The sequence below is a fragment of the Bradyrhizobium sp. 33ap4 genome (genome assembly GCF_032654765.1).
Taxonomy (GTDB): Bacteria; Pseudomonadota; Alphaproteobacteria; order Rhizobiales; family Xanthobacteraceae; genus Bradyrhizobium; species Bradyrhizobium australafricanum.
Window position 1 is genome coordinate 86,830 of sequence record NZ_JAUMTJ010000015.1, and the last position, 26,876, is coordinate 113,705.

At 65.8% G+C, this 26,876-nt stretch carries 28 protein-coding genes and 1 pseudogene; 11 read left to right on the forward strand and 18 right to left on the reverse strand.

All coding sequences use genetic code 11. The annotated features are described in order from the left end of the window. Positions 1-112: 112 nt before the first annotated feature. Genes Q2M23_RS13780 through cobS form a run of 4 tightly spaced genes read right to left on the reverse strand, consistent with a single transcriptional unit; the run spans position 113 to position 4,506 of the window. On the reverse strand, positions 113-1,195 hold the full coding sequence (locus tag Q2M23_RS13780) for an esterase-like activity of phytase family protein (RefSeq protein ID WP_316395881.1): 1,083 nt from the start codon (positions 1,193-1,195) through the stop codon (positions 113-115). Positions 1,196-1,198: 3 nt separating this feature from the next. Next, on the reverse strand, positions 1,199-3,097 hold the full coding sequence (cobT, locus tag Q2M23_RS13785) for a cobaltochelatase subunit CobT (RefSeq protein ID WP_028343273.1): 1,899 nt from the start codon (positions 3,095-3,097) through the stop codon (positions 1,199-1,201). Further along, positions 3,094-3,504, reverse strand: coding sequence for a GNAT family N-acetyltransferase (locus Q2M23_RS13790; RefSeq protein WP_316395882.1), 411 nt, complete (start codon positions 3,502-3,504; stop codon positions 3,094-3,096). The genes cobT and Q2M23_RS13790 overlap by 4 nt, the downstream gene beginning before the upstream one ends. 3 nt (positions 3,505-3,507) lie before the next feature. Beyond that, positions 3,508-4,506 carry a cobaltochelatase subunit CobS gene (cobS, locus tag Q2M23_RS13795; RefSeq protein ID WP_057015539.1) on the reverse strand — a complete coding sequence of 333 codons (999 nt, stop codon included), beginning with the start codon at positions 4,504-4,506 and terminating at the stop codon, positions 3,508-3,510. A gap of 292 nt (positions 4,507-4,798) precedes the next feature. Between cobS and Q2M23_RS13800 the strand changes: the two genes are divergently transcribed. Then, a complete protein-coding gene (locus Q2M23_RS13800; RefSeq protein WP_316395883.1) occupies positions 4,799-5,461 on the forward strand; it encodes a DedA family protein in 663 nt (220 codons plus the stop codon). A 60-nt stretch (positions 5,462-5,521) separates the two neighbouring features. Here the strand turns inward: Q2M23_RS13800 and Q2M23_RS13805 are convergent, their stop codons facing one another. Continuing rightward, entirely contained in the window at positions 5,522-6,745 is a 1,224-nt protein-coding gene (locus Q2M23_RS13805) for a citrate/2-methylcitrate synthase (RefSeq protein ID WP_057015541.1), read from the reverse strand. Between the two features lie 76 nt (positions 6,746-6,821). Between Q2M23_RS13805 and Q2M23_RS13810 the strand changes: the two genes are divergently transcribed. Then, positions 6,822-7,916, forward strand: coding sequence for a citrate synthase/methylcitrate synthase (locus Q2M23_RS13810; RefSeq protein WP_316395884.1), 1,095 nt, complete (start codon positions 6,822-6,824; stop codon positions 7,914-7,916). 199 nt (positions 7,917-8,115) lie between these two features. Here the strand turns inward: Q2M23_RS13810 and Q2M23_RS13815 are convergent, their stop codons facing one another. Continuing rightward, on the reverse strand, positions 8,116-8,754 hold the full coding sequence (locus Q2M23_RS13815; protein WP_028338207.1) for a J domain-containing protein: 639 nt from the start codon (positions 8,752-8,754) through the stop codon (positions 8,116-8,118). 109 nt (positions 8,755-8,863) lie between these two features. Here Q2M23_RS13815 and Q2M23_RS13820 point away from each other — a divergent pair, with 109 nt between their 5' ends. Next, positions 8,864-9,139: a BolA family protein gene (locus Q2M23_RS13820; protein WP_316395885.1), complete on the forward strand. Its 276-nt coding sequence runs from the start codon at positions 8,864-8,866 to the stop codon at positions 9,137-9,139. 118 nt (positions 9,140-9,257) lie between these two features. After that, the gene (locus tag Q2M23_RS13825; RefSeq protein WP_076824822.1) at positions 9,258-9,704 is read left to right on the forward strand and encodes a hypothetical protein; all 447 of its coding nucleotides are present in this window, start codon (positions 9,258-9,260) and stop codon (positions 9,702-9,704) included. A gap of 176 nt (positions 9,705-9,880) precedes the next feature. On the opposite strand, the gene Q2M23_RS13830 is transcribed toward Q2M23_RS13825, so the two are convergent. From Q2M23_RS13830 to Q2M23_RS13840, 3 genes are all read right to left on the reverse strand, one after another. Then, positions 9,881-11,188, reverse strand: a complete 1,308-nt coding sequence (locus Q2M23_RS13830; RefSeq protein ID WP_316395886.1) for an HlyC/CorC family transporter — start codon at positions 11,186-11,188, stop codon at positions 9,881-9,883. 117 nt (positions 11,189-11,305) lie between these two features. Beyond that, positions 11,306-12,448: a 3-dehydroquinate synthase gene (gene aroB, locus Q2M23_RS13835; protein ID WP_316395887.1), complete on the reverse strand. Its 1,143-nt coding sequence runs from the start codon at positions 12,446-12,448 to the stop codon at positions 11,306-11,308. A 10-nt stretch (positions 12,449-12,458) separates the two neighbouring features. Next, positions 12,459-13,079: a shikimate kinase gene (locus Q2M23_RS13840; protein ID WP_076824827.1), complete on the reverse strand. Its 621-nt coding sequence runs from the start codon at positions 13,077-13,079 to the stop codon at positions 12,459-12,461. Positions 13,080-13,224: 145 nt separating this feature from the next. On the opposite strand from Q2M23_RS13840, the gene Q2M23_RS13845 reads away from it, so the two are divergent. The 4 genes and pseudogenes from Q2M23_RS13845 to Q2M23_RS44000 form a co-directional block, all read left to right on the forward strand. Then, positions 13,225-13,371 carry a histidine kinase gene (locus tag Q2M23_RS13845; protein ID WP_253638074.1) on the forward strand — a complete coding sequence of 49 codons (147 nt, stop codon included), beginning with the start codon at positions 13,225-13,227 and terminating at the stop codon, positions 13,369-13,371. Between the two features lie 16 nt (positions 13,372-13,387). Further along, on the forward strand, positions 13,388-14,371 hold the full coding sequence (gene xerD / locus Q2M23_RS13850; protein WP_316395888.1) for a site-specific tyrosine recombinase XerD: 984 nt from the start codon (positions 13,388-13,390) through the stop codon (positions 14,369-14,371). A 203-nt stretch (positions 14,372-14,574) separates the two neighbouring features. After that, positions 14,575-15,537, forward strand: a complete 963-nt coding sequence (locus Q2M23_RS13855) for an acetyl-CoA carboxylase carboxyltransferase subunit alpha (RefSeq protein WP_253638075.1) — start codon at positions 14,575-14,577, stop codon at positions 15,535-15,537. Positions 15,538-15,934: 397 nt separating this feature from the next. Beyond that, positions 15,935-16,276, forward strand: a pseudogene (locus Q2M23_RS44000) (L,D-transpeptidase family protein); the annotation flags it as partial. A gap of 278 nt (positions 16,277-16,554) precedes the next feature. On the opposite strand, the gene Q2M23_RS44005 reads toward Q2M23_RS44000, so the two are convergent. The 3 genes from Q2M23_RS44005 to Q2M23_RS13870 all read right to left on the reverse strand — a co-directional run bounded on the left by Q2M23_RS44005 (position 16,555) and on the right by Q2M23_RS13870 (position 19,064). Then, on the reverse strand, positions 16,555-17,268 hold the full coding sequence (locus Q2M23_RS44005; RefSeq protein ID WP_410469724.1) for a pentapeptide repeat-containing protein: 714 nt from the start codon (positions 17,266-17,268) through the stop codon (positions 16,555-16,557). A gap of 420 nt (positions 17,269-17,688) precedes the next feature. Then, a complete protein-coding gene (locus Q2M23_RS13865; RefSeq protein ID WP_057015635.1) occupies positions 17,689-17,919 on the reverse strand; it encodes a hypothetical protein in 231 nt (76 codons plus the stop codon). 68 nt (positions 17,920-17,987) lie between these two features. Continuing rightward, positions 17,988-19,064 (reverse strand): flavodoxin family protein, encoded by a 1,077-nt coding sequence (locus tag Q2M23_RS13870; RefSeq protein WP_316395890.1) that lies wholly within the window; start codon positions 19,062-19,064, stop codon positions 17,988-17,990. A 193-nt stretch (positions 19,065-19,257) separates the two neighbouring features. Here Q2M23_RS13870 and Q2M23_RS13875 point away from each other — a divergent pair, with 193 nt between their 5' ends. From Q2M23_RS13875 to Q2M23_RS13885, 3 genes are read left to right on the forward strand one after another with little or no spacing between them, the layout of a single operon-like run. Beyond that, positions 19,258-19,881, forward strand: a complete 624-nt coding sequence (locus Q2M23_RS13875; protein ID WP_253638078.1) for a phosphatase PAP2 family protein — start codon at positions 19,258-19,260, stop codon at positions 19,879-19,881. Next, positions 19,878-20,225, forward strand: a complete 348-nt coding sequence (locus Q2M23_RS13880) for a DUF3147 family protein (RefSeq protein WP_057015633.1) — start codon at positions 19,878-19,880, stop codon at positions 20,223-20,225. The genes Q2M23_RS13875 and Q2M23_RS13880 overlap by 4 nt, the downstream gene beginning before the upstream one ends. Beyond that, a complete protein-coding gene (locus tag Q2M23_RS13885) occupies positions 20,222-20,710 on the forward strand; it encodes a DUF3147 family protein (RefSeq protein WP_316395892.1) in 489 nt (162 codons plus the stop codon). The genes Q2M23_RS13880 and Q2M23_RS13885 overlap by 4 nt, the downstream gene beginning before the upstream one ends. Before the next feature lie 6 nt (positions 20,711-20,716). Here the strand turns inward: Q2M23_RS13885 and Q2M23_RS13890 are convergent, their stop codons facing one another. Genes Q2M23_RS13890 through Q2M23_RS13915 form a run of 6 tightly spaced genes read right to left on the reverse strand, consistent with a single transcriptional unit; the run spans position 20,717 to position 26,870 of the window. Next, positions 20,717-21,418: an ABC transporter ATP-binding protein gene (locus tag Q2M23_RS13890; RefSeq protein WP_225162720.1), complete on the reverse strand. Its 702-nt coding sequence runs from the start codon at positions 21,416-21,418 to the stop codon at positions 20,717-20,719. Next, a complete protein-coding gene (locus tag Q2M23_RS13895) occupies positions 21,411-22,145 on the reverse strand; it encodes an ABC transporter ATP-binding protein (RefSeq protein WP_028343255.1) in 735 nt (244 codons plus the stop codon). Before Q2M23_RS13895 ends, Q2M23_RS13890 begins: the two co-directional genes overlap by 8 nt. Beyond that, the gene (locus Q2M23_RS13900; RefSeq protein ID WP_410469723.1) at positions 22,132-23,226 is read right to left on the reverse strand and encodes a branched-chain amino acid ABC transporter permease; all 1,095 of its coding nucleotides are present in this window, start codon (positions 23,224-23,226) and stop codon (positions 22,132-22,134) included. Before Q2M23_RS13900 ends, Q2M23_RS13895 begins: the two co-directional genes overlap by 14 nt. 7 nt (positions 23,227-23,233) lie before the next feature. Further along, entirely contained in the window at positions 23,234-24,451 is a 1,218-nt protein-coding gene (locus Q2M23_RS13905; protein ID WP_057015630.1) for a substrate-binding protein, read from the reverse strand. A 4-nt stretch (positions 24,452-24,455) separates the two neighbouring features. Then, on the reverse strand, positions 24,456-25,313 hold the full coding sequence (locus Q2M23_RS13910; protein WP_028337306.1) for a branched-chain amino acid ABC transporter permease: 858 nt from the start codon (positions 25,311-25,313) through the stop codon (positions 24,456-24,458). A gap of 42 nt (positions 25,314-25,355) precedes the next feature. Beyond that, positions 25,356-26,870, reverse strand: a complete 1,515-nt coding sequence (locus tag Q2M23_RS13915) for an amidase (RefSeq protein ID WP_316395895.1) — start codon at positions 26,868-26,870, stop codon at positions 25,356-25,358. Between the last annotated feature and the right edge of the window lie 6 nt (positions 26,871-26,876).

A 26,876-nucleotide genomic window follows, 5' to 3' on the forward strand; every position in this document is an offset into this window, starting at 1 on the left:
AGGGCCCGGTTAAGATAGAGGCAGCACGGCCGATCACCAACCGTCCGGATGGCCGCGCAGGCCGGGGCGCAGATCAGCAATGTCCTGACGGGGTCCCTCCGGGCCGGCGCCCTCAGTCCACCAGCGTGAACTGCAGCAGCAGATTGCGCTGGATCAGGGAGAAATTGTCGTCGGAGACCATGGTCAGCACGGTCTCGCCCTCCTCCGTGACATGGGCGTCGATGCCTTCCATATTGTCGATCTCGTTGCCGAGATCGGCATTGAAGATCGCGGGGCCGTCGACCACGGCGCCGGGCGCGATATCGGACAGCGCGAGACGGCGGATGCGGATGCCGACGCCGCCGAACCAGGAGAATTTCCGCTCCAGAATCAACAGACCGCCCGACGGCAGCAGGACCGCGTCGCTGATATCGAAATTCTCGCTGCGACGGACGCTGAACTGGCCCGGCGTCTTGCCGCCGACCAGGAAGGCGACCAAATTGCCGCTCGCATCGAGCCCGCGTTCCGAGAATGCGATCAGCGTACCGGCAAGCGGCTGGCCTTTCGGCACGAAGACGAGCCCCTCCAGCCCCTTGTTGTTGGGAAGCTTGCGTGCCGCCGGCGGCAGCGCAATCACCTCGCCGCGCGAGCGGGTAAAGCCCTTGGCGAAATCGAAGCGCAGCACCTGGTTGACCCGCTCGAGACCGACATAGGCGAACGAGCCGTCGAGCGCGAGCGATTCCGAATCATACCAGCCGCGGGTCGCGGTGATCGGCCTGCCGTCGGCGCCGAGCAGCGGCGCCGCTTCGACATCCTCGAGCCCGACCATCTCCCGGCCGCGATAGACGATGCGGCCGGTGAACCAGCTGCCCTGGTCGCTGACCGCGATGAAGCGTTCGCCCTTGGGATCGAGCCGTAGCGCGGAGAGGCCGCCGAAGCCGGAGAACGACGAGGTCAGGATCAGGCCGCTACGATATTCCAGCGCGCCGAACCGCGTGCGCGCGCGGTCGCGGATGTCGAACGACGGCAGCGGCCGCGCGTTGACGTCGATCGAAACCGGTTCGTTGACCCGGTAGGGGCTCGGCCTCGCAGCCGGCCTCGGCGTTGCCGGCGGCTGGGTCGCGCTCTGCGCCTGCGCAAGACGCGGCAATGCGGCGGCCGACAGCCCCGCCGCCATACCCTGGAGGAAACGGCGGCGGCTAGGGGGTGAGCGCATGTCTCACGAGTGGAGGCGGCGCCGGATGCCCGGCGCGGGCGCCGAGCCGTGGGTCTCGCTGAACAGCTCGGCGAGCTTTTCGGTGATGGCGCCGCCAAGCTCTTCGGCGTCCACGATGGTCACGGCGCGGCGATAGTAGCGCGTCACGTCGTGACCGATGCCGATCGCGATCAGCTCGACCGGCGAGCGGGTCTCGATCTCGTCGATGATGTGACGCAGATGCCGCTCGAGATAGTTGCCGGGATTGACCGACAGCGTGGAGTCGTCGACCGGCGCGCCGTCGGAGATCATCATCAGGATGCGGCGCTGCTCGGGGCGCGCGAGCAAGCGCTTGTGCGCCCAGTCGAGCGCCTCGCCGTCGATGTTCTCCTTGAGCAGGCCTTCGCGCATCATCAGCCCGAGGTTTTTCCGCGCGCGACGCCAGGGTGCGTCAGCCGACTTGTAGATGATGTGCCTGAGATCGTTGAGGCGGCCCGGATTGGCCGGCTTGCCGGCCGCGAGCCACGCCTCGCGCGACTGCCCGCCCTTCCAGGCGCGCGTGGTGAAGCCGAGGATCTCGACCTTGACGCCGCACCGCTCCAGCGTGCGCGCCAGGATGTCGGCGCAGGTGGCGGCGACCGTGATCGGGCGGCCGCGCATCGAGCCGGAGTTATCCAGCAGCAGCGTCACCACGGTGTCGCGGAAGGTCGCCTCCTTCTCATGCATGAAGGACAGCGGATGATAGGGATCGGTGACGACGCGCGACAGCCGCGCCGGATCGAGGATGCCCTCCTCGAGATCGAAATCCCAGGCCCGGTTCTGCTGCGCCATCAGCCGACGCTGCAAGCGGTTGGCGAGCCGCGCCACGATGCCCTGCAGATGCGCGAGCTGCTTGTCGAGATAGGAGCGCAGCCGCTCGAGCTCGTCGTGATCGCAAAGGTCTTCGGCGGCGATCACCTCGTCGAACTTCGGCGCGAAGGCGTGATATTCCGGACCGCGCGGCTCGTTCTGTCCGCGCGCATTCGGCCGCGTCGCCTCGCCCGGCGTCTCGTCGTCGCCGAGCTCGCCGTCGTCGAACGTATCAGACGTGGAGGCCTGCGCGCTCTCCATCGCGCTTTCGCTCATCTCTTCCGCTGACGTCTGCGCCTGGTCGGCGCTCATCTCCTGCGCGGCATCGGAGTCGGGCGAGCCCTCGGCGCCGGACTGATCGCTCTCGCCGTCCTGGTTCTCGTCCTGGTCGTCGTCATCGTCCGAATCCATGTTGCGGTCGTCGCCGAGATCGAGCGCCGACAGCAGATCATGGACGAGGTCGCCGAACCTCGCCTGGTCCTCGGTGAAACGGCTGAGCTTGTCGAGCCGCGAGCCGATCTTGTCCTCCAGGGTCGGACGCCAGAGATCGACCATCTTCTTGGCGGCCGCGGGCGGGGCCATGCCGGTGAGACGCTCGCGCACCAGCATCGCCAGCGCATCCGACAGCGGCGCGTCGGCGCGATCAGTGATCTCGTCATACTTGCCGCGATGGAAATGATCGTCGAGCATCGCGGTGAGGTTCTTCGCAACGCCCGCCATCCGCCGCGAGCCGATCGCCTCGACGCGCGCCTGCTCGACCGCCTCGAACACGCCGCGCGCCTGCGGATTACCCGGCATCAGCTTGCGATGCACCTTGGGATCGTGACAGGCGATCTTGAGCGCGATCGAATCGGCGTGGCCGCGCACGATCGCCGCATCGCGCTTGGTCATCTTGCGCGCCGGCTCCGGCAGCCGCGCCTTGCCGGGCGCGAGCCCCGGGCGCTCGGCGGCGAAGGAGACCTCGAGCTCCGGCTTCTTGGCGATCGCCTTCAGGCACGCCGATACCGAGCGCTTGAACGGCTCGGTCGGCGCTTCCTTGGATCCGGGACGGAATTTGATGTTGGAGGTTGTCATAGCGATTTCGTAAACCAATGGCGCGTTACGCCGCCGGGATACCCCTCAATCGAACCGAACTCTTTATATCCGTTGGCGCGGTAGAAGCCCGGCGCCTGGAAGCTCATCGTATCCAGATAGGATCGCGTCGCTCCGAAGCGCCGCGCCTCGTCCTCGATCGCCTTGATCAGCTTCGCGCCAAAGCCCTTGTTGCGAAACTTCTGCTCCATCCAGAACAACTGGATGAACAACACCGCGGTCCAGACCTCGCCGACGATGCCGCCGACAATCTCGTCGCCTTGCCGCGGCGAGATGGCGAAGCGCTTGTACTTCTGCTTCCCCATCTTCTCGTTGTTGTAGTGGAGCAATCCGCCGAGCACCGCTTTCTTCGTCTGTGTGACTGTGCGCTCGACGGAGATTTTCGGCATGGACTAGCTGAGCGCCACGTTGACCGAGGATTCCGGCAGCTCGACGTTGAAGCAGCGCTGGTAGAACTCGGCGACCAGCGGCCGTTCCAGCTCGTCACACTTGTTGAGGAAGGTGACGCGGAACGCGAAGCCGATATCGCTGAAGATGTCGGCGTTCTCGGCCCAGGTGATCACCGTGCGCGGGCTCATCACCGTCGACAGGTCGCCGTTGGCGAACGCGTTGCGGGTGAGATCCGCCAGCCGCACCATCTTGTTGACGATGTCGCGGCCTTCCTGGGTGCGATAGTGCTTCGCCTTCGCCAGCACGATCTCCACTTCCTCGTCATGGGCGAGGTAGTTCAGCGTGGTGACGATCGACCAGCGGTCCATCTGGCCCTGGTTGATCTGCTGGGTGCCGTGATAGAGGCCCGAGGTGTCGCCGAGGCCGACCGTGTTGGCGGTCGAGAACAGGCGGAACGCCGGATGCGGCTTGATCACCTTGTTCTGGTCGAGCAGCGTCAGGCGGCCGGAGACTTCCAGCACGCGCTGAATCACGAACATCACGTCCGGGCGGCCGGCGTCGTATTCGTCGAACACCAGCGCGATATTGTGCTGCAGGGCCCAGGGCAGGATGCCGTCGCGGAATTCGGTGACCTGCTTGCCTTCCTTGACCACGATCGCGTCCTTGCCGACGAGGTCGATACGGCTGATGTGGCTGTCGAGGTTGACGCGCACGCAGGGCCAGTTGAGGCGGGCCGCAACCTGCTCGATGTGGGTGGACTTGCCGGTGCCGTGATAGCCGGTGACCATCACGCGGCGGTTCTTGGCAAAGCCCGCGAGGATCGCGAGCGTGGTGGCGCGGTCGAAGCGGTAGTCGCTGTCGACTTCCGGCACATGCGGATCGACTTCGGAATAGGCGGGAACTTCCAGGTCGCTATCGATCCCGAAGACCTGCCGGACCGACACCTTCATGTCGGGCAAGCCGACGGGTTCCTGAGCTTTGGTCTGGACGGCGGTCGTCATTCATCCTCCGAGGTCCCGGGCGTTCCCGAAACCAGATTAATCGTTTGGCTGCGGATGGGGTGCTTCGCATAAGCCTAGCAGAGAGCAACGGTTGGCAGAAGCCCGCGAGCAAATCAAAGTTCCGTTGTTCTATCATAAAGATAGGAGCGAAACTCGGTTTTTGGAAGGCTGCCCTGCAAATCCCGCCGTACTTTTGCCGCAGCACCACGACGGCCGGCCCGGGCCGGGCACTTTTCAGCCCGGCGGGGAGTTGTTAGCTCTCAAATCGATAACACCGCCACATGGGAATTTTGTGACTTCATTCCTTGACCCTTTGATCGCGTTCGTTTCGGCCCATGCCTGGCTTGCCTATCTGACGCTGTTTCTGGCCGCCCTGCTGGAGGCGGTGCCGGTGGTCGGCTCCCTGGTGCCGGGGTCGACCATCATCCTGGCGTTGAGCGCGCTGGTGCCGGGCGGCGAATTGAAGCTGTTGCCGGTGCTCGCCGCGGCGGCCGCCGGCGCGATGCTCGGCGACGGCACCGCCTACCTGATCGGCCACCGCAGCCAGCGCGAGATACTGTCGGCCTGGCCGCTTTCCAACTACCCGCGCGTGGTGGCGCAGAGCGAGGCCTTCTTCAACCGCTGGGGCGTGCTCGCGGTGTTCTTCGCCCGCTTCGTGCCGCCGATCCGCGCCTTCGTGCCGATCACGGCCGGCGCGCTCGGCATGCCGCCGGCGCGCTTCTACGCGGTCAACATCCCCGCGATCCTGCTCTGGGCGCCGGCGCATGTGCTGCCCGGCGTGCTCGCCGTCACCGCGCTGCATGACTATGCCGGCCTGCCGCATCATGGCCATGTCGGCAAGCATCTCTGGATGTTTGCGGTCGCGGGCGGCGCCGTGATCCTGGCGCTGGCCGCCTGGACCATCCGCCGCCGGCATGGCGGCAGCCTGATCGAACCGGCCAAGCCGGCGAAATAATTCCTTTCACTTGCGCATGATCTTCTCGGAAAACCGGTCTCCACTTTTCCGGATCATGCGCTAGATGCTGTTGGTCGTTCCCGCCCGCCCGGGCGCCGGTCCGACATAGCGCGCGCGAGGCCTGATCAACTTGCCGAGTTGAAGCTGCTCGCTGGCATGCGCGATCCAGCCGACGCTGCGCGCCATCGCGAACAGCGCAAGCTCGCTGCCCGCGGGCATCCGCAGCGCATGCACCAGCACCGCCAGCGCGTAATCGATGTTGACGAACTCGCCGGTCGCTTCCGCGATCCGCTCCGGCACTTCCCTGGTGAATTTGCGCGGCGCGCCGGCCCGCGTCAGCGCTTCGAGCAGCGAGATCGCACGCGGATCGCCCTTCTTGTAGACGCCGTGCCCGAAGCCGGCGAAACGTTCGCCAAGCGCGACCCGCTCACGAACCACCGGCGCAACGTCATTGTCGAGCATCGTCTTGACGAGGCGCGAGGCGAGCACGCCGGCACCGCCATGCATCGGTCCCTTCAGCGCGACGAGACCCGCAATGACAGCGTCGTACAGATTGAGCCCGGTCGATGCCGCGCAGCGTGCGGTGAAGGTCGACGCATTCAGTTCGTGATCGGCGAGCAGCACCAGCGCGCGGCGGATCAGGTCGGGCGCGTGCTTGTTGCCTGGCGTCCAAACCTGCGCCACCTGCTCGTGCAGCGGCTCGTTCGATGGCGCAGCGTTCAGCATGGTCGCGACCAGCAGCCGCAGGATGCGGCCGCCGACCATGGCGCGGCCGTCGGGCGCGCGCGTGAAGGCGCCGGGATCGGCACTTGCCGCCAGCGCCAGCACTGCCACCGTGCGGTCGATCGGCTGGGCGCGGCGCGCGGCCTCAGCGATCGCGCGCATTTCGTCCGAGAGGTGCGGGCAATTGTCCGGCGCGAACGGATCGACGCCGGTGACATCCCACAGCAGCGTCGCGGTGTGCTCCAGCGTGTCGCGCTCGGCGAGCTCGACGCAGTTGACGCCGCGATAGATCGGGCCTTGCTCGGTGATGGTCGCGATCGCCGAATCCATCACCGGCAGGTCGGCGTCGAAATTACGGAAGCCCCGCGGCTCGGGCGACGGCACGCGGCGCTCCTTCAACCCCCTGATGTCCTCGGCGCGGTAGCGGTGGCTGCGCGAATCCGGCGACGGCTCTGAGCGGATCAGCCCGCGGCTGACATAAGCGTAGAGGGTCGCCGGCGAGATCGCGAGCTCGGCGGCGGCTTCGCGAGCGGAGAGGTAAAGCTCGGCGGATTTTTTCATATTGATTTATATAATCAAGATTGATCAACTCGTCGAGAGGCCTGACCTTGAAGGGGTGAAGCAAGGAGATCAGGCCATGAATATGCACCTCACCAAGAGCCAGATCGGTCTGGACGGCGTTCCTGCCGCCGAGACCGTGTTGAGCCATGTCGACGGCGAGCGCGGCGAATTGATCATCGCCGGCGAGCACGTCGCCGACCTCGCGGGCAAGTCGAGCTTCGAGGGCGTCACGGCGCGGCTGTGGAACGGCGCCACCGGCAAGTCGCTGAGTGAAGCCAATGTCCGCGCCAGCCTCGGCGCCGCCCGCGAACGCGCCTTCGCCCGCCTGCCGGACCTGCTGCCGGCGACGCGCGGCATGTCGATCGTCGACGGCTTCCGGGCCGCGATCGCAGGCCTCCGCGGCGAGAACGGGCTGGAGCACGAGGCGACCATCGTCGGCGCCTTCCCGGTGATCGCGGGCGCCCTGGTCCGGCGCGCCAGGGGCTGCGATCCGATCGCGCCGGACCCGAATGCCGGCCACGCCGCCGACACGCTGCGGATGCTGCTGGGCCGCAAGGTCGAGCCGCGCGAGGTCGCAGCGCTCGACGCCTATCTCGTCACCGTTTGCGACCACGGGATGAATGCGTCGACCTTCACCACGCGGGTGATCGCCTCGACCCAGGCCGACCTGTTCGCGGCGATCACCGGCGGCTATTGCGCACTGACCGGCCCGCTGCACGGCGGCGCACCTGAGCCGGTGCTCGAAATGCTGGACGCGATCGGGACGCGCGAACGCATCAAGCCTTGGGTTGACGGCGCGCTGGCGCACGGCGAACGGCTGATGGGATTTGGTCACCGCGTCTATCGCGTGCGCGACCCGCGCGCCGACGTGCTGAAGGTCGCGATCGAGCGCCTCGAGGCCAGCGGTGCCGACCTGCCATTTGCCGCCGAGGTCGAGGCCTACATCCGCGAGGCGCTGCGGAAAAAGAATCCGGAGCGGCCGCTCGAGACCAATGTCGAGTTCTTCACCGCGATCCTGCTCGACGGGCTGGAAATCCCGCGGCAGGCGTTCACGCCGATCTTTGCCACCGCGCGCGCCGCCGGCTGGACCGCGCACGCCCTGGAGCAGCGGCGCACCGGGCGCCTGATCCGGCCGAGCTCGTCCTATGTCGGGACGGTGCCGAAGGGGTGAGAACTAAGCCGCATCAACGTTTACGATGGCGGAGCCACACACTCCGCCGTCGTCCCGGCGAAGGCCGAGACCCACACGCCGCGGCCCATCGATGGGGCAATCGGGCAGACATCTTGTGCAAACGATAACGGCCGGTGGTTATGGGCCCCAGCTCCGTGCGCAACTGCGCACTAGGCAGGGGCGACGAGGACGAGAGACTTCAGGCCTCGCGCACCACGGTCTTCAGATAATTGTACGCCTTGATGATCTCGATCAGGCGATCCTCGGTGGAGCGGTCGCCGCCATTGGCGTCGGGGTGGTGCTGCTTGACCAGCGCCTTGTACTTCGACTTGACGTCTTCGAGCGTCGCCTCGGCCCCGAGCCCCATCACCTGCAGCGCCTTGCGCTCGGCGTTCATCACCTTGCGGGTCTCGGGCTTGGGCTCCGCGCCACCGGGTCCGGGGCGCCAGCGGCCGCGGCCGTTGAGCTCGGAGAATACGTGGAACGGATCGGAGGCGGCATCGAGACCGCTCTCGCCCTTCTTGCCGTTGTTGGCGCCCATCTTCCAGGTCGGACGGTGGCCGGTCAGCGCGTCCTTCTGGTAGCGCGCGACGTCGTCAGGGTTCATACCCTGGAAGAAATTGTAGGACTGGTTGTATTCACGGACGTGGTCGAGACAGAAGTGCCAATACTCGCGTGAATTCTCGCGGCCTTTCGGGGCGCGATGCGCGCCCTTGTTCTGGCAACCCGCCCACTCGCAGGTCACGGCCTGCTCGCCGGCCTGCGCCTGGCGCTTCGCACTGACCTTGGTCGGCTTGATGCGAATGGAGTCGAAGAATTTTGATGAATCGATCGGCATGTTCTCTTTGACTACGCAATGCACAAATCTTCAAGTCTTGACATTGCGCGGACCTCGTTTCCCGCTTGCACCATTGACGAAAAGCTGTCGCGAACCTAACTCCGCCGCCATGAGCACCAAAGACGTTATCATAAACAAGTTGCGTGAAGCTTTCTTGCCGGAAAGCCTCGACGTCGTCGACGAGTCACATCTGCATGAGGGCCACGCCGGCCACAGGCCAGGCGGGGAGACGCACTTTCGGGTATATATTGTGTCTCCGGCCTTCGAAGGGAAGAGCCGGATCGAACGCCATCGCATGATAAATGCGACGCTGGCGCAGGAACTCGCCGGCTCGGTGCATGCGCTGGCGATCCACGCCCACGGCCCCGGGGAAAAGCCGCGCTAGTTCGCGCTTGCCTCAAGACGAAGCGGTGGTTTTCCTCTATGAGAACAGGATGGACCTGCTCCATAGGTGAGCAGGTGAAACTACGGATTGCACCGCCACGCATGATATGGGGCCATTGATGATCCGTTGCTGGCCACGTTTCCGGTCGATCGTCACCGCCGGCCTGCTCCTGATCTGCGCGATGCGCCCGGCCTCCGCGCTGGACATGCCGAGCCCGTTCGTCCAGGAGGTGCTGATCAAGAGCATCCTGGTGTCGCTCAACGATGCGGTGGCCGCGAACAATTTCACCGTGTTCCACGCCAAGATCTCAAAGCCGTTCCGCGACCAGTTTCCACCCGACAAGCTCAAGACCATCTTCAAGGATCTGGTCGACAAGCATGCGGTGTTCGACGCCGTGGTTGCCAAGCCGATCGTTCTCGACGAGGACGCCAGGATCGACGACAAGGGCGTGCTGCGACTGAAGGGACATTTCGACACCACGCCCAAGCAGGTGAAGTATCAGCTCGGCTTCATCCCCTCCGACGGCGCCTGGAAGCTGTCGGGCATCTCGATCGATATCGAGTAGGTCCACGCCGCTGCCTGATCCGTCATCCCCGCGCAAAGGCTGCGCCTTTGTCGCTGGAGGAGCCGCGAAGCAGCGTCTCGAAGGATGCACGGCCACCGGCCGGGCCGTCGACCCTTCGAGACGCGCGCGATGCGCGCTCCTCAGGGTGACGGTGCTAGGAGACTGGCCAATTCGAACTAGAACGCCGTCCCCGCCCGCTTCGGCTTCTTCTCCTCCAGCTCGGCCTCGCGCGGGACGGCGACGATGCGCAGCGCGGTGATGCGGTTGCGCTCGCGGCGGAGCACGCGGAAGCGGAAGCCGTGGAAGGTGAAGCTCTGGCCGCGCTCCGGGATCGAGCGCGCCTCGTGGATCACGAGGCCGGCGACGGTGGTCGCCTCCTCGTCCGGCAGGCGCCAGTCCATCGCGCGGTTGAGATCACGGATCGGCACCGAGCCGTCGACCACGACCGAGCCGTCCGGCTGCGCCCGCACGCCGGCAACGACGACGTCATGCTCGTCGGAGATGTCGCCGACGATCTCCTCCAGAATGTCCTCCAGCGTCACCATGCCTTCGACCTCGCCATACTCGTCGACCACGAGGGCGAAGTGGGTCTTGCGGCGACGGAACGCCTTCAGCTGTTCGGAGACCGGACGCATCTCCGGCACGAACCAGGGCGGCAGCGCGATCGCCGAGGCATCGATCGCCGACATGTCACCCTCGTTGGCGCGCATCGCGCGCAGCAGGTCCTTGGCGTGGAGCACGCCGACGATGTTCTCCGGCTTCTCCCGCCACAGCGGGATGCGGGTGTATTCGCTCGCCAGCACCTCGCGCACCAGTTCCTCGGGCGGCAGGTCGGCGTTGACCATGGTCATCTCGGTGCGATGGACCATGACGTCGGAGACCTGCAGTTCGCTGAGATCCAGCAACCCGCCGAGCATGTCGCGATCCTGCTTCTCGACCTTGCCCTCGTGATGCAACAGATCGACCGCACCGCGCAGACGTTCGGTCGGCGACAGCACCGCCTGATGCGCCCCGACCTTGATGCCGAGCAGCTTCATCAGCGCCAGCACGATGGTCTCGATGATGGTGAGCAGCGGCCCCAGCACGAAGATTGTCAGCCGCATCGGCCGCGCGACCAAAAGCGAGATGCGGTCGGGCGCGTTGATCGCGATGGTCTTGGGCAGCACCTCTGCAAACACCACGACCATCACGGTCATGACAGCGGTGGCATAGAGCACGCCGACGTCGCCAAACCAGGCGGTGAACACGCCGGTCGCCAGCGCCGAGGCGCCGATATTGGCGATGTTGTTTCCGAGCAGCAGCGCGCCGATCATGCGCTCGCGCATGTTGACCAGCTTGGAGACCACACCGGCATCGGCGTTGCCCTGCTTCGACAGCCGCAGCATGCTGGCGCGCGAGGCGCCGGTCAGCGCCGTCTCACTCGCCGCGAAAAACGCCGAGATGAACAGGCAGAGCAGCACGATCGAGAAGGTGAACCATCCCACTGAACTGATCCGTGGCTAGAGCATGATCCGGAAAAGTGTGTAGCGGTTTTCCGAAAGGATCATGCTCAAATCAAAAAGATAGAGCGGGATGACGATCCGAAGGAGAGGCATCCCGGTCTAGGCCTTCAGCTTGGCTTGCAGGAAGTCGCGCACCGGCTGCGGCTCGACATTGTTGGCGATCACGGCGCGGCCGACGGCCTCCAGCAGGATGAAGGTGAGCTTGCCGCGCTTGACCTTCTTGTCCTGCGCCATCAGCGCCAGCAGCGCGTCGGCGTCGGCAAGGCCTTCCTGCGCTAAGCCTGCGATATCCTGCAGGCGCGTCGGCAATCCGACCGCGGACAGATGACGCGCGATGCGCCCCGCATCGTCGGACGAAATCATGCCGAGCTGCGCCGAGAATTCCGCCGCCAGCACCATGCCGACCGCGACGCCCTCGCCGTGGAACAGCCGGTCGGAGAAGCCGGTTGCGGCTTCCAGCGCATGGCCGAAGGTATGGCCGAGATTGAGCAGCGCCCGCTCGCCGGTCTCTCGCTCGTCGCGCGAGACGACGCCCGCCTTGGCGCGGCAGGAGGTTGCGATCGCGTGCTCGCGCCCGGCGCCGCCGGCGAAGATGTCGGTGTGGTTCTTCTCGAGCCAGGCGAAGAAGGCTTCGTCGCCGAGGATGCCGTATTTCGCGACCTCGGCGTAGCCGGCGCGGAACTGGCGCGGCGACAGCGTGTCGAGCACCGAGGTGTCGGCGATGACCAGCACCGGCTGGTGGAATGCGCCGATCAGGTTCTTGCCCTGCGGCGAGTTGATGCCGGTCTTGCCGCCGACGGAGGAATCGACCTGCGCCAGCAGCGAGGTCGGCACCTGCACGAAATCGACGCCGCGGCGCAGGATCGCGGCCGCGAAGCCGGCGAGATCGCCGACCACGCCGCCGCCGAGCGCGATCACGAGGTCATTGCGCTCGATCTTCGCCGCGATCAGCGCCTCGCTGACCTCGGTCAGCGTGGCATAGCTCTTCGAGCCCTCGCCCTCCTCGACGACGATCCGCGACGTCGGCACCCCCGCGGCGGCGAGCGACGCCTCGGTCGGCTCCAGCCAGTGCTTGGCGACGGTGCGGTCGGTGACGATGGCGGTACGCACGCCGGGCCGCAGCGCCGCGACACGCTCGCCGAGCGACTGCAGCACGTCGCGGCCGATCACGATGTCATAGGCGCGGTCGCCGAGCGCGACGTCGACGGTAACTGAGGCGGAATGTTTCAAGGGCGCAGTCATGAGGTCGCGTTCAATCCATCACAGGTGGTTGCTCGTCGGCCGGACGCGCACCGCACAGATGCGCATGCAGGGCCTCGAGGCATTCGTCGACGATGCGGTCGTGCGGCACGTCGCGCGAGGCAATCGTCAAATCGGCGGTGCCGTAGACCGGCTCGCGCTCGCTGAGCAGGCGGTTGACAGTCGCCTCCGGGTCGGGGGTGTGCAACAGCGGACGATCGGCGCGGCGGCGCACCCGGCGCATGATGATATCACTGTCGGCCTTGAGCCAGATCGAGATCGCGCGGTCGCGGATCCGGTTGCGGGTCTCCTCGCGCATGAAGGCGCCGCCGCCGGTCGCCAGCACGACCGGGCCATTGCCGAGGATACGGGCGATCACCCGCGCCTCGCCGTCGCGGAAATACGGCTCGCCCTTGCTCTCGAAGATCTCCGGGATCGTCATGTCCGCCGCCGCCTCGATCTCGGTGTCGGCATCGGTGAACGGCAGCTTGAGTCGCGCCGCCACCCGCCGGCCGATGGTCGACTTGCCGGCCCCCATCATGCCGACCAGCACGATCGACCGCGTCCCCAGCGCGGCCGCGATGTCGGCCTCCAGGGTCGGGTGGGTGGGCGCCGGTACGGCTGCGTCGGACATCAAAAAGCTCGGATATTGGGACGAATTGTTCAGAATTCGAGCCACCTATACTACCCCCGGCGACACCCTTACCAGCGACTCTTGCAACCGCGCGGGGAACATGTTGGATGATTTCATTGGTTAATTCGCCGCCCGAGTCGCCTCCATGCCCAGCCTGTTCCGCTTCCTGACGGTCGTCGCCGTGATTTTCGGGATCGGCTACGGCATCGTCTTCGCGCTGGCGAATTTCGTGCACCCGAAACCGCGGGAAATGACGGTGACCATCTCACCGGATAAGTTCCTCAAGAAATAGACGCTATGATTCCGGCATGCCCGCTGCTGCCAAAAATCCCGCCAAGACCCTCGCCAAGTGCTCCGACGCCAGACTGACCGCGTTGTTCCTCGACATGCTCGCCGCGGAACAGGGCGCCGGCGCCAACACGCTCGACGCCTACCGGCGCGACCTCACCGATTTCTCCGACTACCTCGCCCATGCCGGCGCCGATTTCACCAGCGCCGACACCGAGACGCTGCGTGGCTACCTCGCCGACCTCGATGTCAGAGGCTTCAAGTCGACCAGCGTGGCGCGGCGGCTGTCGGCGATGCGGCATCTCTACCGTTTCCTGCTCAATGAGCGGGTCCGCACCGACGATCCGGCCGCGATCCTGTCCGGCCCGAAGCGCGGCCGCGGCCTGCCCAAGGTGCTGTCGATCGCCGATGTCGACCGCATGCTGACCCGCGCCAAGGAACTGACCCAGACCGACGTCTCGCCGGCGCAGCGGCTGCGCGCGCTGCGGCTGTATTGCCTGCTCGAGGTGCTCTACGCCACCGGCCTGCGCGTCTCCGAGCTGGTGTCGCTACCGGTCTCGGCGGCGCGGCGCGATGCGCGGATGATCGTGGTGCGCGGCAAGGGCAACAAGGAGCGGCTGGTGCCGCTGAACGACGCCTCGCGCCAGGCGATGGCAGACTATCTCGCAGCGCTGGAGGTGATGCAGCCGAAGGCGAAGAAGGCCGCGCCGGCGAAATGGCTGTTTCCGTCCTCCGGCGAGAGCGGCCATCTGACCCGGCAGCATTTCGCCCGCGATCTGAAGGAGCTCGCGAGCGCCTCCGGCCTTGCGCCGCGGCTGGTCTCCCCGCACGTGCTGCGTCATGCGTTTGCCAGCCATCTGCTGCACAATGGCGCGGACCTGCGCATCGTGCAGACCCTGCTCGGCCACACCGACATCTCGACCACCCAGATCTACACCCATGTGGTCGAGGAGCGGCTGAAGAGCCTGGTCCGCGACCTGCACCCGTTGGCGGAGAAGTCCTAGGGATCCGAAGCCCAGAGACCTCGATACCTTCATCTGATCCGCCTTGACTTCCGCTTCGTCTCCGCAGAAAGAGCGTCACTTGCTTGCGATCCCGAAGCGTGCATTCCACCCGGATGCGCGTTAACCTTTTGAAGTTACAAAGCTTCTCTTTCCGACGCCGAAACCGCTTCGCCCCTCGCACCGATCTTCCCTATATTGAGTTGATGCCCGACCCGATGCGCAGCTATCTCGACTTCGAAAAACCCGTCGCCGAGCTTGAATCCAAGATCGACGAGTTGCGTGCGCTTGCCGCGAGCGGCAGCGACATCGGCGACGAGGTCGCGCGGATCGAGGACAAGGCGGCGCAGGCGCTCACCGAGCTCTATTCCAATCTGACGCCGTGGCAGAAGACGCTGGTGGCGCGGCATCCGCAGCGGCCGCACTTCACCGATTTCATCGGCGGCCTGATCACCGAATTCACGCCGATGGCCGGCGACCGCAAATTCGCCGACGACGAGGCCCTGGTCGGCGGCTTCGGCCGCTTCCGCGGCGAGAGCATCTGTGTGGTCGGCCAGGAGAAGGGCGCCACCACCGAGAGCCGCATCAAGCACAATTTCGGCATGGCGCGCCCCGAAGGCTACCGCAAGGCGGTGCGCCTGATGGAAATGGCCGACCGGTTCGGCATCCCGGTGCTGTCGATCGTCGATTCCGCCGGCGCCTATCCCGGCATCGGCGCCGAGGAACGCGGCCAGGCCGAGGCGATCGCGCGCTCGACCGACGCCTGCCTGTCGCTCGGTGTGCCCAATGTCGCGATCGTCACCGGCGAAGGCATGTCGGGCGGCGCCATCGCCATCACCACGGCGAACCGCGTCCTGATGATGGAGCATGCGATCTACAGCGTGATCTCGCCGGAGGCGGCATCCTCGATCCTGTGGCGCGACGGCACCAAGGCGCAGGAAGCCGCCAACAGCATGAAGATCACCGCCCAGGACATGCTGCGCTTCGGCGTGATCGACCAGATCCTGAAGGAGCCGTCCGGCGGCGCTCATCGCGACGCGGGCGCGATGATCGCGACCACGGGCGATGCCATCGCCCAGGCGCTCAACGACCTACGAAATCTTGATCCAGACGCGATTCGCAAACAGCGGCGCCAGAAATTCCTCGATATCGGCCGCAAGCTCGGCTGAGGCGCCCCAACCGCCCGATTTTTCGTCCAAATCGACCAATTTTGCCGTAATTGGGCCCCGAGCCGGGTCTTTAACATTCCTTGAACCATGCCTGCTACCGTGAGGGCTGTCCGCCCCGGTTCAGGTTGCGAGCAGGGGTCGTCGAAGGCTAATATTTTACACAATGGCTTCAGGGCATATTCGCCGTGTTGGGGTCGCGAAAATCGCCCGGTGGGTGTGGAGCTCGGACTTGACTCATCGCACGCTCGTACGCGCGCTTCTGACCTCGGCGGTCCTCGCCGCAGGCGTCATGCTCGCCGGTTGTGACAGCGACCAGATCTCGCTCGCGCAGAACGCCAAGGCCAACCAGCCGGTCCCGCCAAAGCTCGTCGCTGCCATGACCGAAAAGGACATGGACATGCAGTCGCCGATCCTGGTGCGGCTGTTCAAGCAGGAGGCCGAGCTCGAGGTCTGGAAGCAAAACCGCTCCGGCCAGTTCGCGCTGCTCAAGACCTATCCGATCTGCCGCTGGTCGGGCGACCTCGGTCCGAAGGTCCGCGAAGGCGACCGCCAGGCGCCCGAAGGGTTCTATTCGATCAACCCGAGCCAGATGAACCCGCAATCGGCCTATTACCTGTCGTTCAACACCGGCTATCCCAACGCCTTCGACAAGGCGCTCGGCCGCACCGGCTCGCAGCTGATGGTGCACGGCGATTGCTCCTCGCGCGGCTGCTACGCGATGACGGACGAGCAGATCGCCGAAATCTACTCGCTCGGCCGCGAATCCTTCTTCGGCGGCCAGAAGGCATTCCAGCTGCAGGCCTATCCGTTCCGGATGACGCCGGTGAACATGGCCAAGCACCGCAACAATCCGAACATGCCTTTCTGGAAGATGATCAAGGAAGGCTACGATCATTTCGAGGTGACGAAGCAGGAGCCGAAGGTCGACTTCTGCGAGAAGAAGTACGTGTTCGACGCGGTGAAGGCGCCGGGCGCGACACGCGATCCGGTGTTCGACGCCTCCGCGAAGTGCCCGGCCTATGTGATCCCCGAGGAGATCGCGAGCGCCGTGCACGAGAAGGAGCAGAAGGACGCCGCCGAGACCGCCAAGCTGGTATCCAAGGGCACGCCCGTTGCGCGCCTCAACACCGGCATCGACGGCGGCATGAACGCGATCTTCGCCTCGAAGATTCCGGAAGGAAACACCGGCCTCTCCGAAGGCGGCGACAGCCAGGCGCTGGCCTCGATGTCGCTGGCGCGCGCGCCCGGCACGATCCCCGGTACGGTCAATCCGCCGAAGCCCAATCTCGCGGTCCAGCAGGAAGAGCCGGTCGTGGCGACGACGTCGTCCACCGCATCGTCAGCCGGCATCCGCGTTGCCTCGGCGAACGCGTCCGACAAATCCGCCTCTGACAAATCCGCCTCTGACAAATCCGCCTCTGACAAATCCACCTCTGACAAATCCGAAGGCTTCTTCTCCAGCTTTGCCCGCAAGGTCGGGATCGGCGGCACCGCCGACGCCAGCAAGACGACCGCGCCGGCTCCGGCCGCTGCCGCACCAGCCAAGCCGAAGGTCGCCGAGGCCAAGCCGCAATCGGTGGTTCGCGTCGCCCCCAAGGCTGAGCCGAAGCAGGCCGCCAAGCCCGCGCCGAAGCCGGCAGTGACCACGGCCGCAGCCGCCGCACCGGCCCCGTCGTCGTCGACCCAACTCGCCGGCTCCGCGCCTGTGGTGCAGACCAACTCGTTCGACACCCGCTTCTCGGCGGTGAAGTAGGCGGGGCGCGTCTGCGCGAAGACAGCTCGCTGCCGCTTGTCGCAATGCTGCTGTAGCGCAAACTATTTCCAGCCGTCGTCCCTGCGAAAGCAGGGACCCATAACCGCCGAACTTGATCGTGAATGGGATCGTGGCCCCAGCGTCGCGCAACAACTCTCATTTGGGTAATGGGTCCTGGCTTTCGCCAGGACGACATTGAGTGTGTGGCGCGGTCTGTGAGTCACACCACAACGTTCTCGCGACATGATTTGTCCGAGCTTTGCTCTTCGTTCCGCCCTCTCCGTTGGCAGAGCGCGCAGGGAGGCCGGGCGCCGATCGCACTCAAGGCGCCGCACCGCCAGCTCGCGGCTTCAAACGCCACGCTCCGTCACGTCGCATGCGCGTTGGCAGGCGACGGGTTACATTCCGTGGCTTTCGAAAACCTTCTTGCAGCTTCGGCTCAGGCTGGCCCGCTTCATCTGGAGACAGCTCTGCACGGCGCCGTCATTGCCGAGGTCCTTCCGGCAGAAGCGCTGTGCATCGCGCGTGCACGCGCTCTGTTCCGATGGCGTACCGGAATGCTGCGCCAACGCGGCACCGCTGCTCATCACGGCAGCAGCAACAAGAGCTGCAATCGAAATATAGCGCATTGTGACTTCCTCCCGCGGCCTAACGGGCAGCCGGGGCGCTTCGTTCCTTTGGGAACCCGGATTCCACCCTACTTCGGCCGCGGGTCCTCAAGCCCCTTGCCGGGATCTTCCAGATGTCCGGTGCGCGCGAGGTCGACGGCGGCGCCGAGCGCCTGCGCGACATTGCGCACCTGTTCCTGGAAGGCCTTGTCTTCGTCGAGATCGCGATGCGACGTCGCATAGGGCTTCATGTAGCCGACATAGCCATCGATCTCGGCCCTGCCGCCGGCCGAGATCAGCTCCATGTCGGTGAGCCAATCCGCAAGAAAGCGGCGGCATGTTTCCGCACCGACGCTGTCGCCGTGGACCACGATCCCGAAATGCCGGCCGCGCAAATGCTTGGGGTATGGCCAGCCCTTGAGTTCGAGCGCCTTGGCTTTGCTCGCGGTCTTGCCGTGGGTCGAGGTCGGATCGGGATTGCCGCCATCGGCGCAGACCAGGCGATCGATCATCGCCTTGAGCCCGGTCGGCGTCTGGTACCAGTTGACCGGCGAGATGATCATGATGCCGTGTGCGCGCACCCAGAGCGGATAGATCTCGTTCATCCAGTCGTCGGTTTGCCCGAGCGAGTAGTTTGGATAGCAGCTGCACGGCCAGTGGCAGAGCGCCATCGAGGTCGACACGCAGGACTTGCAGGGGTGAATCTCCCTGCCGAACTCGGACGTCAGCCGCGACAGATCGAGCACATCGACCGCGAGGCCCATCTCGCGGAAGGCGGCCTCGGCGATCTCGACCATGCGCCAGCTTTTGGACATCTCGCCGGGACACGTATGTTCGCTGCGCGAGGAGCCGTTGATCAGCAGGATATGCGGCGCTTCGTTTGGATCGTCGTGCCTGCGTTGCGCTTCATCGATGGCATCGCGCGCGGACAGCCAATCGACCGCGAGATCATAGTCGGGATCGGCAAAACCGGGGCCGGCCTTGCGGGTAACCGGCGCCTTGCGCGAATGACGATAGGCGTCCCAGGCGCCGGCGATGATCGTCGCAAGCTCCGTCTGCATGGATTGAAAGACCGGATCGGCAAATCGCTTGCGGTAGCGCCGTTCGAATTCATCGCGCGAAAGCTTGACCGGCGGCATCCCCTTGCGAACGTCCGGCTCCGTCATCGACACCTCTCCCTGCCTACAATCCATCGCCCGCCCTCCCCATTGGCGCGCGAAGCCTCGGGATAAGCCTCGGGATTGAGCCTTGGGATCGGGTCGAGACGGGCAAGAGTTCAAGAGCATCGATCTGCATTTGGTTCCTTGCACGCCGATTAGGACCCATGCCGCGCCTGGTGCGTTGGATGGGAACCTGACCATGGATACGACAACCCGAGTTCGCGCACGCCGCCAGCGAGGCGCCCCCTTCCCGATCACCATTCGCCCGACCGCGGCGGACGCCATGATCGCGCGTGCGATCGCCCGCAACACCGCACCTGCGCCGGAAGAGATCGCCCGCACACTGACCTGGGGCGCTGACGAAAAGGTCCTGCTTGCGCTCGCCGCCGCAGGCTGGCTCGCCTCGCGCGGGCGCGGTGCCTCGCTCGAGCGCGCCGGCAATCACGCGCTGCTGGTGACGGTCGCAGCATCGCTGCTGCCGCATGGCCTGAAGTTGCTGTTCAACCAGACTCGCCCGGATCGCCTGACCGTGGCCGGCCATGCCAACGGCATCCCGATCTCTGGCAAGCGCGACGACGCCTTCCCATCCGGCCACGCGCTGCATATGGGCGCGCTGGCGTCGGCGGCAGCGACATTGCCCGCCGGCGCGCGCCGCCCAATCCAGGCACTCGCGGTCGGCCTCTCGCTGACGCGCATTATGGTTCTCGCACACTGGACGAGCGACGTGATCGCGGGATTCGGGCTCGGAGCACTTCTCGAGCGGCTGCTGCGATTGTGGACCGGCTATCCCGGTGACGATCCACCGCGGGGCAAGGCGCGATGAGCGAATATGTCATCCGCTTTCTCGTGGGCGGGGCCGTGGTGTCGGCCTTCGCGATGCTGGGTGACGTGCTGCGTCCGAAGAGCTTCGCCGGGCTGTTCGGCGCGGCGCCGTCGGTTGCGCTCGCCACCCTCGGCATCGCCGTGTACCAGCACGGCACCGACTATGCCGGCCTGCAGAGCCGCGCGATGATGGCTGGCGCCGTTGCGCTTGCCATCTATAGCTTCGTGGTCTGCCAATTGCTGATTCGCGCGAGGCTCCGCGCTGCCCCCGCCACCTTGCTGGCGCTTGTCGTCTGGCTCGCGATCGTCTTCGGCTTGCTGGGCGTTGCCGGAGGACAGGCATGACACCGGTCCGCGTCTCACTGTCCTCGCTCAGGGAAAGCCGGTGGACCGAATATCTGATCCGCTTCGTGCTCGGTGGCGGCGCCACCGTCCTGACCGGACTGATCAGCAGCACGTGCGGCGCCTATGTCGGCGGCGCCTTTCTTGCACTCCCCGCCATCTTCTGCGCCAGCGCGACCTTGATCGAGAAGCATGAAATCCGCCGCAAGCGGAACGCCGGCCTCGATGGCACGTGGCGCGGGCAGCAGGCCGCGGCGCTCGATGCGGCGGGCGCTGCGCTCGGCGCGGTCGGCATGCTGGCATTCGCCGTCGTCTTCGCGCTGACGGTGGGCCGCAGCGTCCCGGCCGCCTTCATCGCGGCATCGCTGGCCTGGCTGATCTGCTCGGTCGCGGCCTGGTATGTGCGTCGCGAGATGCGATCGGCACGGCGGACGCGGACGCCGGGAGACGGCGTGATCGGCCGCAAGGCCGACCGCCTGCCGCATTGAAGCCTGCTACGGCGCCAGATAGCGCAGCAGTTCCGGATCGCTCCGCACCTCGCTGGCGCCGCCCTGCAGCGCGACGCGGCCGCGGTCCAGCACATAGGCATAGTCGGCGACGCGCAGCGCGAGGTCGAGATGCTGCTCGACGATCACGACCGAGATGCTTTTGGCGAGCTCGATCAGCCGTTCGGTGATCTCCTCGATCACGCCGATCCAGACGCCTTCGGTCGGCTCGTCCAGCAGCAGCAGCTTTGGATTGCCGAGCATGGCGCGGCCGATCGCCAGCATCTTGCGCTCGCCGCCGGACAGCGTGCCGGCCGGCTGGTCGAGCCGCTGGCCGAGTTTCGGAAAGATGGCCAGCACGCGATCGACGGCGCTGGCATCGGAATTGAACAGCGAGCCGACGGCGAGGTTGTCGCGCACCGACAGGCGGGCGAACACCGAATGCTCCTGCGGCACATAGCCGATGCCGGAGCGCACCCGCTCCTCGGTGCGGCGGCGGGTGATGTCGCGGCCGTCGAAGAACAACTCGCCCTGCGAGCTCGTGAGCTCGCCGACGATGGTCTTCATCAGCGTGGTCTTGCCGGCGCCGTTGCGGCCGAGCACGGCGACGCCGCCGCGCCAGGGGATGCCGATGTTGACATCGAACAGGACCTGGCTGCGGCCATAACCGGCATCGAGATGCCGGATATCGAGGAAGGTTTGCTCAGGCACGGCGAAGATAGATCTCCTGGACGCTTTTGTTGGCCTGGATTTCCGCGACCGTTCCCGAGGCCAGCACCTTGCCCTGGTCGAGCACGGTTAGGCGGTCGCAGATGTCGCGGATGAAATCGAGGTCGTGTTCGACGATGACGAGCGAGCAATGCTGCTTGATCGGCTGCAACAGCTCGCCGGTGACGCGGCGCTCCTCGAGGCTCATGCCGCCGGTCGGCTCGTCCAGCAGCAACAGCCGCGGCTTGCCGGCGAGCGCCATCGCGATCTCGAGCCATTGCTGCTGGCCGTGCGACAGCGCCGCGGCGGCATCATGCGCGCGATCGGCGAGCCGGAACTGGGTCAGCATCGTCATCACCTGATCGTGCAGCTTCTTGCGGGTGCGCGACAGCACGAGGTCGAACAGCGAGCAGTGCGCCTGCAGCGCCAGCAGGATGTTGTCATACAGCGTCAGCGTCGGCAGCACCGAGGTGATCTGGAACTTCAGGCTCATGCCGGCGCGGGCGCGCTCGGTCGGCGTGAACGCCGTGATGTCAGTGTTGATGAAGCTGACCTTGCCGGTGGTCGGCACCTCGGCGCCGGCGACGCATTTCATCAGCGTGCTCTTGCCCGAGCCGTTCGGGCCGATCAGGCCGTGGAACTCGTTCTCGCCGACGGTCAGCGCCGCACCGTCGAGCGCGGTCAGCTTGCCGAACACTTTGCTGATGCCTTGCGCCTCAAGGAGCGGCATTGCCGGTCTCCTTCGGGGCTTTGCCGAAACTGCCGACCCGCTCGCGCTCGCCGAGCACGAAGGAGATCAGCCCGAGCGGCCGGAACATGATGACGAGCAGCAGCAGCACGCCGAGGATGATCGGCCAGACGTCGCGGTAATTGTCCGACAGCCAGAAGCTGACGCCCTCGATGATCACGGTGCCGATCACGGCGCCGATCAACGTGCCGGAGCCGCCGAACAGGACGTAGAGCACAACCTGGGTCGAGAACACGACGCCCAGCATGTTGGGCCAGACGAAGCCCTCGTGGAAGGCATAGAGGCTGCCGGCGAGACCGGCGATGGTGCCGCCGACCGCGAAGATGATCGCCTTCAGATGCTGCGCCTTGTAGCCGAAGAAGGCGATGCGCTGCTCGTTCTCGCGCAGGCCGGCGAGCGCGAGGCCGAATTGCGAGCGGACCAGGAAGCGGCAGAGCAGATAGACGACCACGAGGATGCCGAGCACCATGTAGTAGTAGATCGGCCCCTCCTCGAACTCGTAGCTGCCGAGGGTGAGCGGCGGGATCGACGGGATGCCGTTCTGGCCGCCGAGATAGTACCAGCCGCGCGCCAGCCGGTCCGCGGCATAGGAGCCGGTGAGGGTGCCGAGCGAGACGAAGATCACGCTCGAGGGATAACGCCCGAGCAGCAGGAAGCCGCCGAGCAGCAGCGACGCGGTGAGCCCGATCAGCGTGCCGGCGGGCAGGATCAGGAGGATCGAGGTGACGTTGAGATCGCGCGCCATCAGTGCCACGCCGTAGCCGGCGGCGCCGAAGAACAGCGCCTGGCCGAAGCTCATGATGCCGGCATAGCCCCACACCAGGTCGAACGACAGCGCGAATAGCGCGAGGATCACCACGCGGGTGGCGAACACCGTGAGATAATCCTGCAGCACCCATGGCAGGACCAGTGCGATCAGCAGCACCAGCCCCTCCACGATCGGCAGGATCTTCCATCCTGCCGATGTCCGTCCCGCCGGCGCGCTTGCGGCCGGTGTACCCTTGCCCGTCACGACATCTGGTTCCTCACCGACGCGTGCGACAGCCTCTCTTGCTCCAACCATGGATCGCTCAGCATTCCTTGGGATCAACGAGACCGTCGCTGCGCGCGACGATCTCATAGTTCCCGCCTTTGGCAACAGCGGTGTACATCTTCATCTTGCAGTGACGCTTGCCCGGCACCATCTCCGCCGGTCCGCCCGGCCCTTCGGCGATCTTGGCGTGGTCGAGCGCGGCCGCAACGGAGTCGCGGTCGACCTTGCCGGCCTCCTTGACCGCCGCCTCCCACAGCTTGAGGCCGCGATAGGTTCCGGTGGCGGCGCTGCCGGCCGCGAACAGGAAGTTGCCGGGGAAATCCTTCTCATAGGCTGCCTGGAGCTTGGCGTCGAACGGATCCTCCTTGGTCAGCACCTTGAAATAGTCGAGGCAGCTCGCAAGGCCCTCGATCTCGTTGGCCTGATTGATGTTGAGCGTGTTCTCGTCATAGTAGACGCAGGCGAGCCGCCCGCCGTTCTTGAGGAAGCCGGCTTCATAGAGCTGCTTGAAGAACGGGCCGACGCCGGGCGGGATCACGGTGTTGAAGACGACGTCGACCTTGTTGGAGATGACGCGGTTGACGGTGGCCGAGAAATCGACCTGGTCGAGCGGGTAGTATTCCTCGAACACCACCTCGCCGCCGTTCGACTCGATCACCTTGCGGGCGTAGACGTTGAGCGTGTGCGGCCAGACATAGTTGGCGCTCGGCAGCGCGAACTTCTTGCCGCCGTTCTTGATCAGCCAGGGAATGAAGGTGTCGCATTGCTGCGCCGGGGTCGGTCCGGTGCAGAACAGATAGGGCGTGCACTCCTTGCCCTCGTAGAGCTGCGGATAGATGTAGAGCGTCTTGCCGCGCGCCACGATCGGATCCTTGATCGCGTTGCGCATCGACGAGGTGATGCCGCCCAGCACCATGTCGACCTTGTCGCGCTGGATCAGCTTGCGGACATTGCCGACCGCGACCGATTCGTTCGAGGCGGTGTCCTCGATATAGAGCTCGAGCGGCCGGCCGAGCAGGCCGCCGGCGGCGTTGATCTCCTTGATCACCATCTTGGCGACGTTGGCGTCGGCGTTGCCGGCATAGGCGATCGGGCCGGTCAGGTCGGTCGCGATACCGACCTTGATCGGTCCCTCGGCGGCGTTGGCCCAGTCGGGCCTGACCACCCAACTGCCGACCCCGGTCGCGAGCGCGCCGGTCGCGAACGCGAAATTGCTCATGAAGCGGCGGCGCGTGAGATTGGTGCGATCGAACATCTGACTAAACCCCTTTTCCCGATATGAGGCCCTGCGGGCGGAATTTGATGAAGGCAATGGCGAGCACGAAGACCAGGACGTCGGCGACGACAGGGGACATCACCCATGGCAGCGCCGCGCTGAGCGTGCCGATCACACCGGCGCCGGCGACCGGACCGATGAAGGAGCCGACCCCACCAACCATCACGGCGACGAAGCCCTGGATCAGGAAGCGGATGCCGAGATCGGCGAACAGGCTGAACACCGGCACGATCAGCGCGCCGGCAAGCCCGGCCAGCGCCGCGCCGAACGCGAAGGTCGCCCCGTAGATCAGCGGCGTCGAGATGCCCGACGCGCGCGCCAGCGCCGGATTCTCCAGCGTGGCGCGGACCCGAAGCCCGAACGAGGTGCGCGCCAGCAAGAGATAGCAGCCACCCATCACCAAGAGCGTGATCACGATGATGGTGAAGCGCCAGGCCGAGATGTGGACGGAGCCGAGGTCGATCGAACCGCCGATCGGCTCCGGCACCGTGAGGTAGAAGCCGCCGATCAGGCCGCGCACGCTCTCGCGGATGATCAGGCCGAGCGCATAGGTGCCGAGCATCGCCACGATCGGCGCGGCGTAGAACCGCCTGATGATCAGCGCCTCCAGCACGAAGCCGATCGCGCCGACCACGAAGGGCGCCGCGACCATGCCGGCCCAGACCGGCGCGCCGTGGGCGTAGGCCAGATAGGTCACATAGGCCCCGAGCAGGACGAACTCGCCCTGCGCGAAGTTGAAGATGCCCATCATGCTGGCGATGATGCCGAGCCCGAGCACCACCAGCACGATGATCGCGCCGAAGCTCACGATCTCGAACGCCGCGGCAAAAGTGCTAGCCATGGCGCTCGATCCATCCAGCCTGGGTCTGCAACAAGCGGCGCCTCACATCTTCTTCCAGTCGCCGGCCTGCTCGAAGGCGTGCGCGGCGCGGTAGATGGTGGATTCCTCGAACATCCGGCCGACCAGCATCAACCCGATCGGCAGGCCGTCGACCATGCCGCAGGGCAGCGACATCGCCGGGTGATGGGTGATGTCGAACGGCGCGGTGTTGGTGATCATCTCGAGCGCGCGGGCGACATATTCCTCGCGGCTGGCATTGGCCGCCGGCAGCGCCGGCGCCTTCATCGGCGTGGTCGGAAGCAGCAGCAGGTCATAGTCCTTGAACGCCTTGTCATAGGCCGCGGTGAGGCGGCGCGAGATGTTGAGCGCCTTGCCGTAGAACCGCGGACCGAAGCTGTTGTTGATGTAGGTGCCGAGCATCATGAACAGCTTGGTGGTCTCCGACAGCGAATCCGCCTGGCGGCGCCAGCCGCGATGGAAATCCATCAGCGAGGTCGAATAGAGGTCGGGCCGGCTGAGGCCGTAGCCGTCGCCGAACATCATGGTCTGGGTCAGGCCTTCGGTGCCGATCGGGGTCCAGATCGCGGGGCCGACCATGTGCATCGGGATCGACACGGTGTCGACCGACGCACCGAGGTCCTTGAAGCGCTTGGCCGCCTCGCGAACGCTTTCATTGACCGCGGCTTCCGCGGTCGGCTGCTCGAAGCCTTCCTTGAGGATGCCGATCTTCATGCCCTTGACGCCCTTGCCCAGCGCCTTGGTGTAATCCTCGACCTTGGGCGCCTTGATGCGCGGATCGTAGCCGTCGTCGCCGGCGATCACTTCGAGCAGCAGCGCGTTGTCCTCCACCGTCGCGGTCATCGGTCCGGTGTGGTCGACGAAGATCTCGATCGGCATGATGCCGGTATAGGGCACGAGGCCCCAGGTCGGCTTCATGCCGTAGGTGCCGCAGAACGAGGACGGCATGCGGATCGAGCCGCCCTGGTCGCCGCCGATCGCCATGTCGACCTCGCCGAGCGCGACCACGACGCCGGAGCCCGACGACGAGCCGCCGGCCGAATAGCCCATCTTGTGCGGATTGTGCACCGCTCCGTAAGAGTTGGTGTGGCTGCCGCCGGACAGGCAGAAGTGCTCGCAATGGGTCTTGCCGGCGATCTCGGCGCCGGCATCGAGCATCCGCGTGACGATGGTGGCGTCGAAATCGGGGATATAGCCTTCCAGCGTCGACGAGCCGTTCGTCATCGGCACGCCGGCCAGCATGATGTTGTCCTTCAGCGCCACCGTCTTGCCCTTGAGCTTGCCGGACGCCGCGCCCTTCACGGTCGACTTGTAGTACCAGGCGTTGCGCGGGTTCTCCTCTGGCGCCGGGCGATAGCCGGGCGTGCGCGGATATTTCACCGCAGGCAGCTCGTCCGGCATCGCGGCGATCACGTTGTAGGCGTCGATCGAGCCCTGCATCAGGCCGCGGAACGAGGCCACATCCTCATCGGTCAGTGACAGGCCGCACTGCTCGGCGACGGCACGAAGTTGCGTTGGCGTGGGAAGGACGACGGTCACGGCGCT

Bases quoted from the DNA above. Each gene is read 5' to 3' on its own strand.
- Q2M23_RS13780 (WP_316395881.1), bottom strand. From the start codon at position 1,195: ATGCGCTCACCCCCTAGCCGCCGCCGTTTCCTCCAGGGTATGGCGGCG.
- cobT (WP_028343273.1), bottom strand. From the start codon at position 3,097: ATGACAACCTCCAACATCAAATTCCGTCCCGGATCCAAGGAAGCGCCG.
- Q2M23_RS13790 (WP_316395882.1), bottom strand. From the start codon at position 3,504: ATGCCGAAAATCTCCGTCGAGCGCACAGTCACACAGACGAAGAAAGCG.
- cobS (WP_057015539.1), bottom strand. From the start codon at position 4,506: ATGACGACCGCCGTCCAGACCAAAGCTCAGGAACCCGTCGGCTTGCCC.
- Q2M23_RS13805 (WP_057015541.1), bottom strand. From the start codon at position 6,745: ATGAAAAAATCCGCCGAGCTTTACCTCTCCGCTCGCGAAGCCGCCGCC.
- Q2M23_RS13810 (WP_316395884.1), top strand. From the start codon at position 6,822: ATGAATATGCACCTCACCAAGAGCCAGATCGGTCTGGACGGCGTTCCT.
- Q2M23_RS13815 (WP_028338207.1), bottom strand. From the start codon at position 8,754: ATGCCGATCGATTCATCAAAATTCTTCGACTCCATTCGCATCAAGCCG.
- Q2M23_RS13820 (WP_316395885.1), top strand. From the start codon at position 8,864: ATGAGCACCAAAGACGTTATCATAAACAAGTTGCGTGAAGCTTTCTTG.
- Q2M23_RS13825 (WP_076824822.1), top strand. From the start codon at position 9,258: ATGATCCGTTGCTGGCCACGTTTCCGGTCGATCGTCACCGCCGGCCTG.
- aroB (WP_316395887.1), bottom strand. From the start codon at position 12,448: ATGACTGCGCCCTTGAAACATTCCGCCTCAGTTACCGTCGACGTCGCG.
- Q2M23_RS13840 (WP_076824827.1), bottom strand. From the start codon at position 13,079: ATGTCCGACGCAGCCGTACCGGCGCCCACCCACCCGACCCTGGAGGCC.
- Q2M23_RS13845 (WP_253638074.1), top strand. From the start codon at position 13,225: ATGCCCAGCCTGTTCCGCTTCCTGACGGTCGTCGCCGTGATTTTCGGG.
- xerD (WP_316395888.1), top strand. From the start codon at position 13,388: ATGCCCGCTGCTGCCAAAAATCCCGCCAAGACCCTCGCCAAGTGCTCC.
- Q2M23_RS13855 (WP_253638075.1), top strand. From the start codon at position 14,575: ATGCCCGACCCGATGCGCAGCTATCTCGACTTCGAAAAACCCGTCGCC.
- Q2M23_RS13865 (WP_057015635.1), bottom strand. From the start codon at position 17,919: ATGCGCTATATTTCGATTGCAGCTCTTGTTGCTGCTGCCGTGATGAGC.
- Q2M23_RS13870 (WP_316395890.1), bottom strand. From the start codon at position 19,064: ATGACGGAGCCGGACGTTCGCAAGGGGATGCCGCCGGTCAAGCTTTCG.
- Q2M23_RS13875 (WP_253638078.1), top strand. From the start codon at position 19,258: ATGGATACGACAACCCGAGTTCGCGCACGCCGCCAGCGAGGCGCCCCC.
- Q2M23_RS13880 (WP_057015633.1), top strand. From the start codon at position 19,878: ATGAGCGAATATGTCATCCGCTTTCTCGTGGGCGGGGCCGTGGTGTCG.
- Q2M23_RS13885 (WP_316395892.1), top strand. From the start codon at position 20,222: ATGACACCGGTCCGCGTCTCACTGTCCTCGCTCAGGGAAAGCCGGTGG.
- Q2M23_RS13895 (WP_028343255.1), bottom strand. From the start codon at position 22,145: ATGCCGCTCCTTGAGGCGCAAGGCATCAGCAAAGTGTTCGGCAAGCTG.
- Q2M23_RS13900 (WP_410469723.1), bottom strand. From the start codon at position 23,226: ATGGTTGGAGCAAGAGAGGCTGTCGCACGCGTCGGTGAGGAACCAGAT.
- Q2M23_RS13905 (WP_057015630.1), bottom strand. From the start codon at position 24,451: ATGTTCGATCGCACCAATCTCACGCGCCGCCGCTTCATGAGCAATTTC.
- Q2M23_RS13910 (WP_028337306.1), bottom strand. From the start codon at position 25,313: ATGGCTAGCACTTTTGCCGCGGCGTTCGAGATCGTGAGCTTCGGCGCG.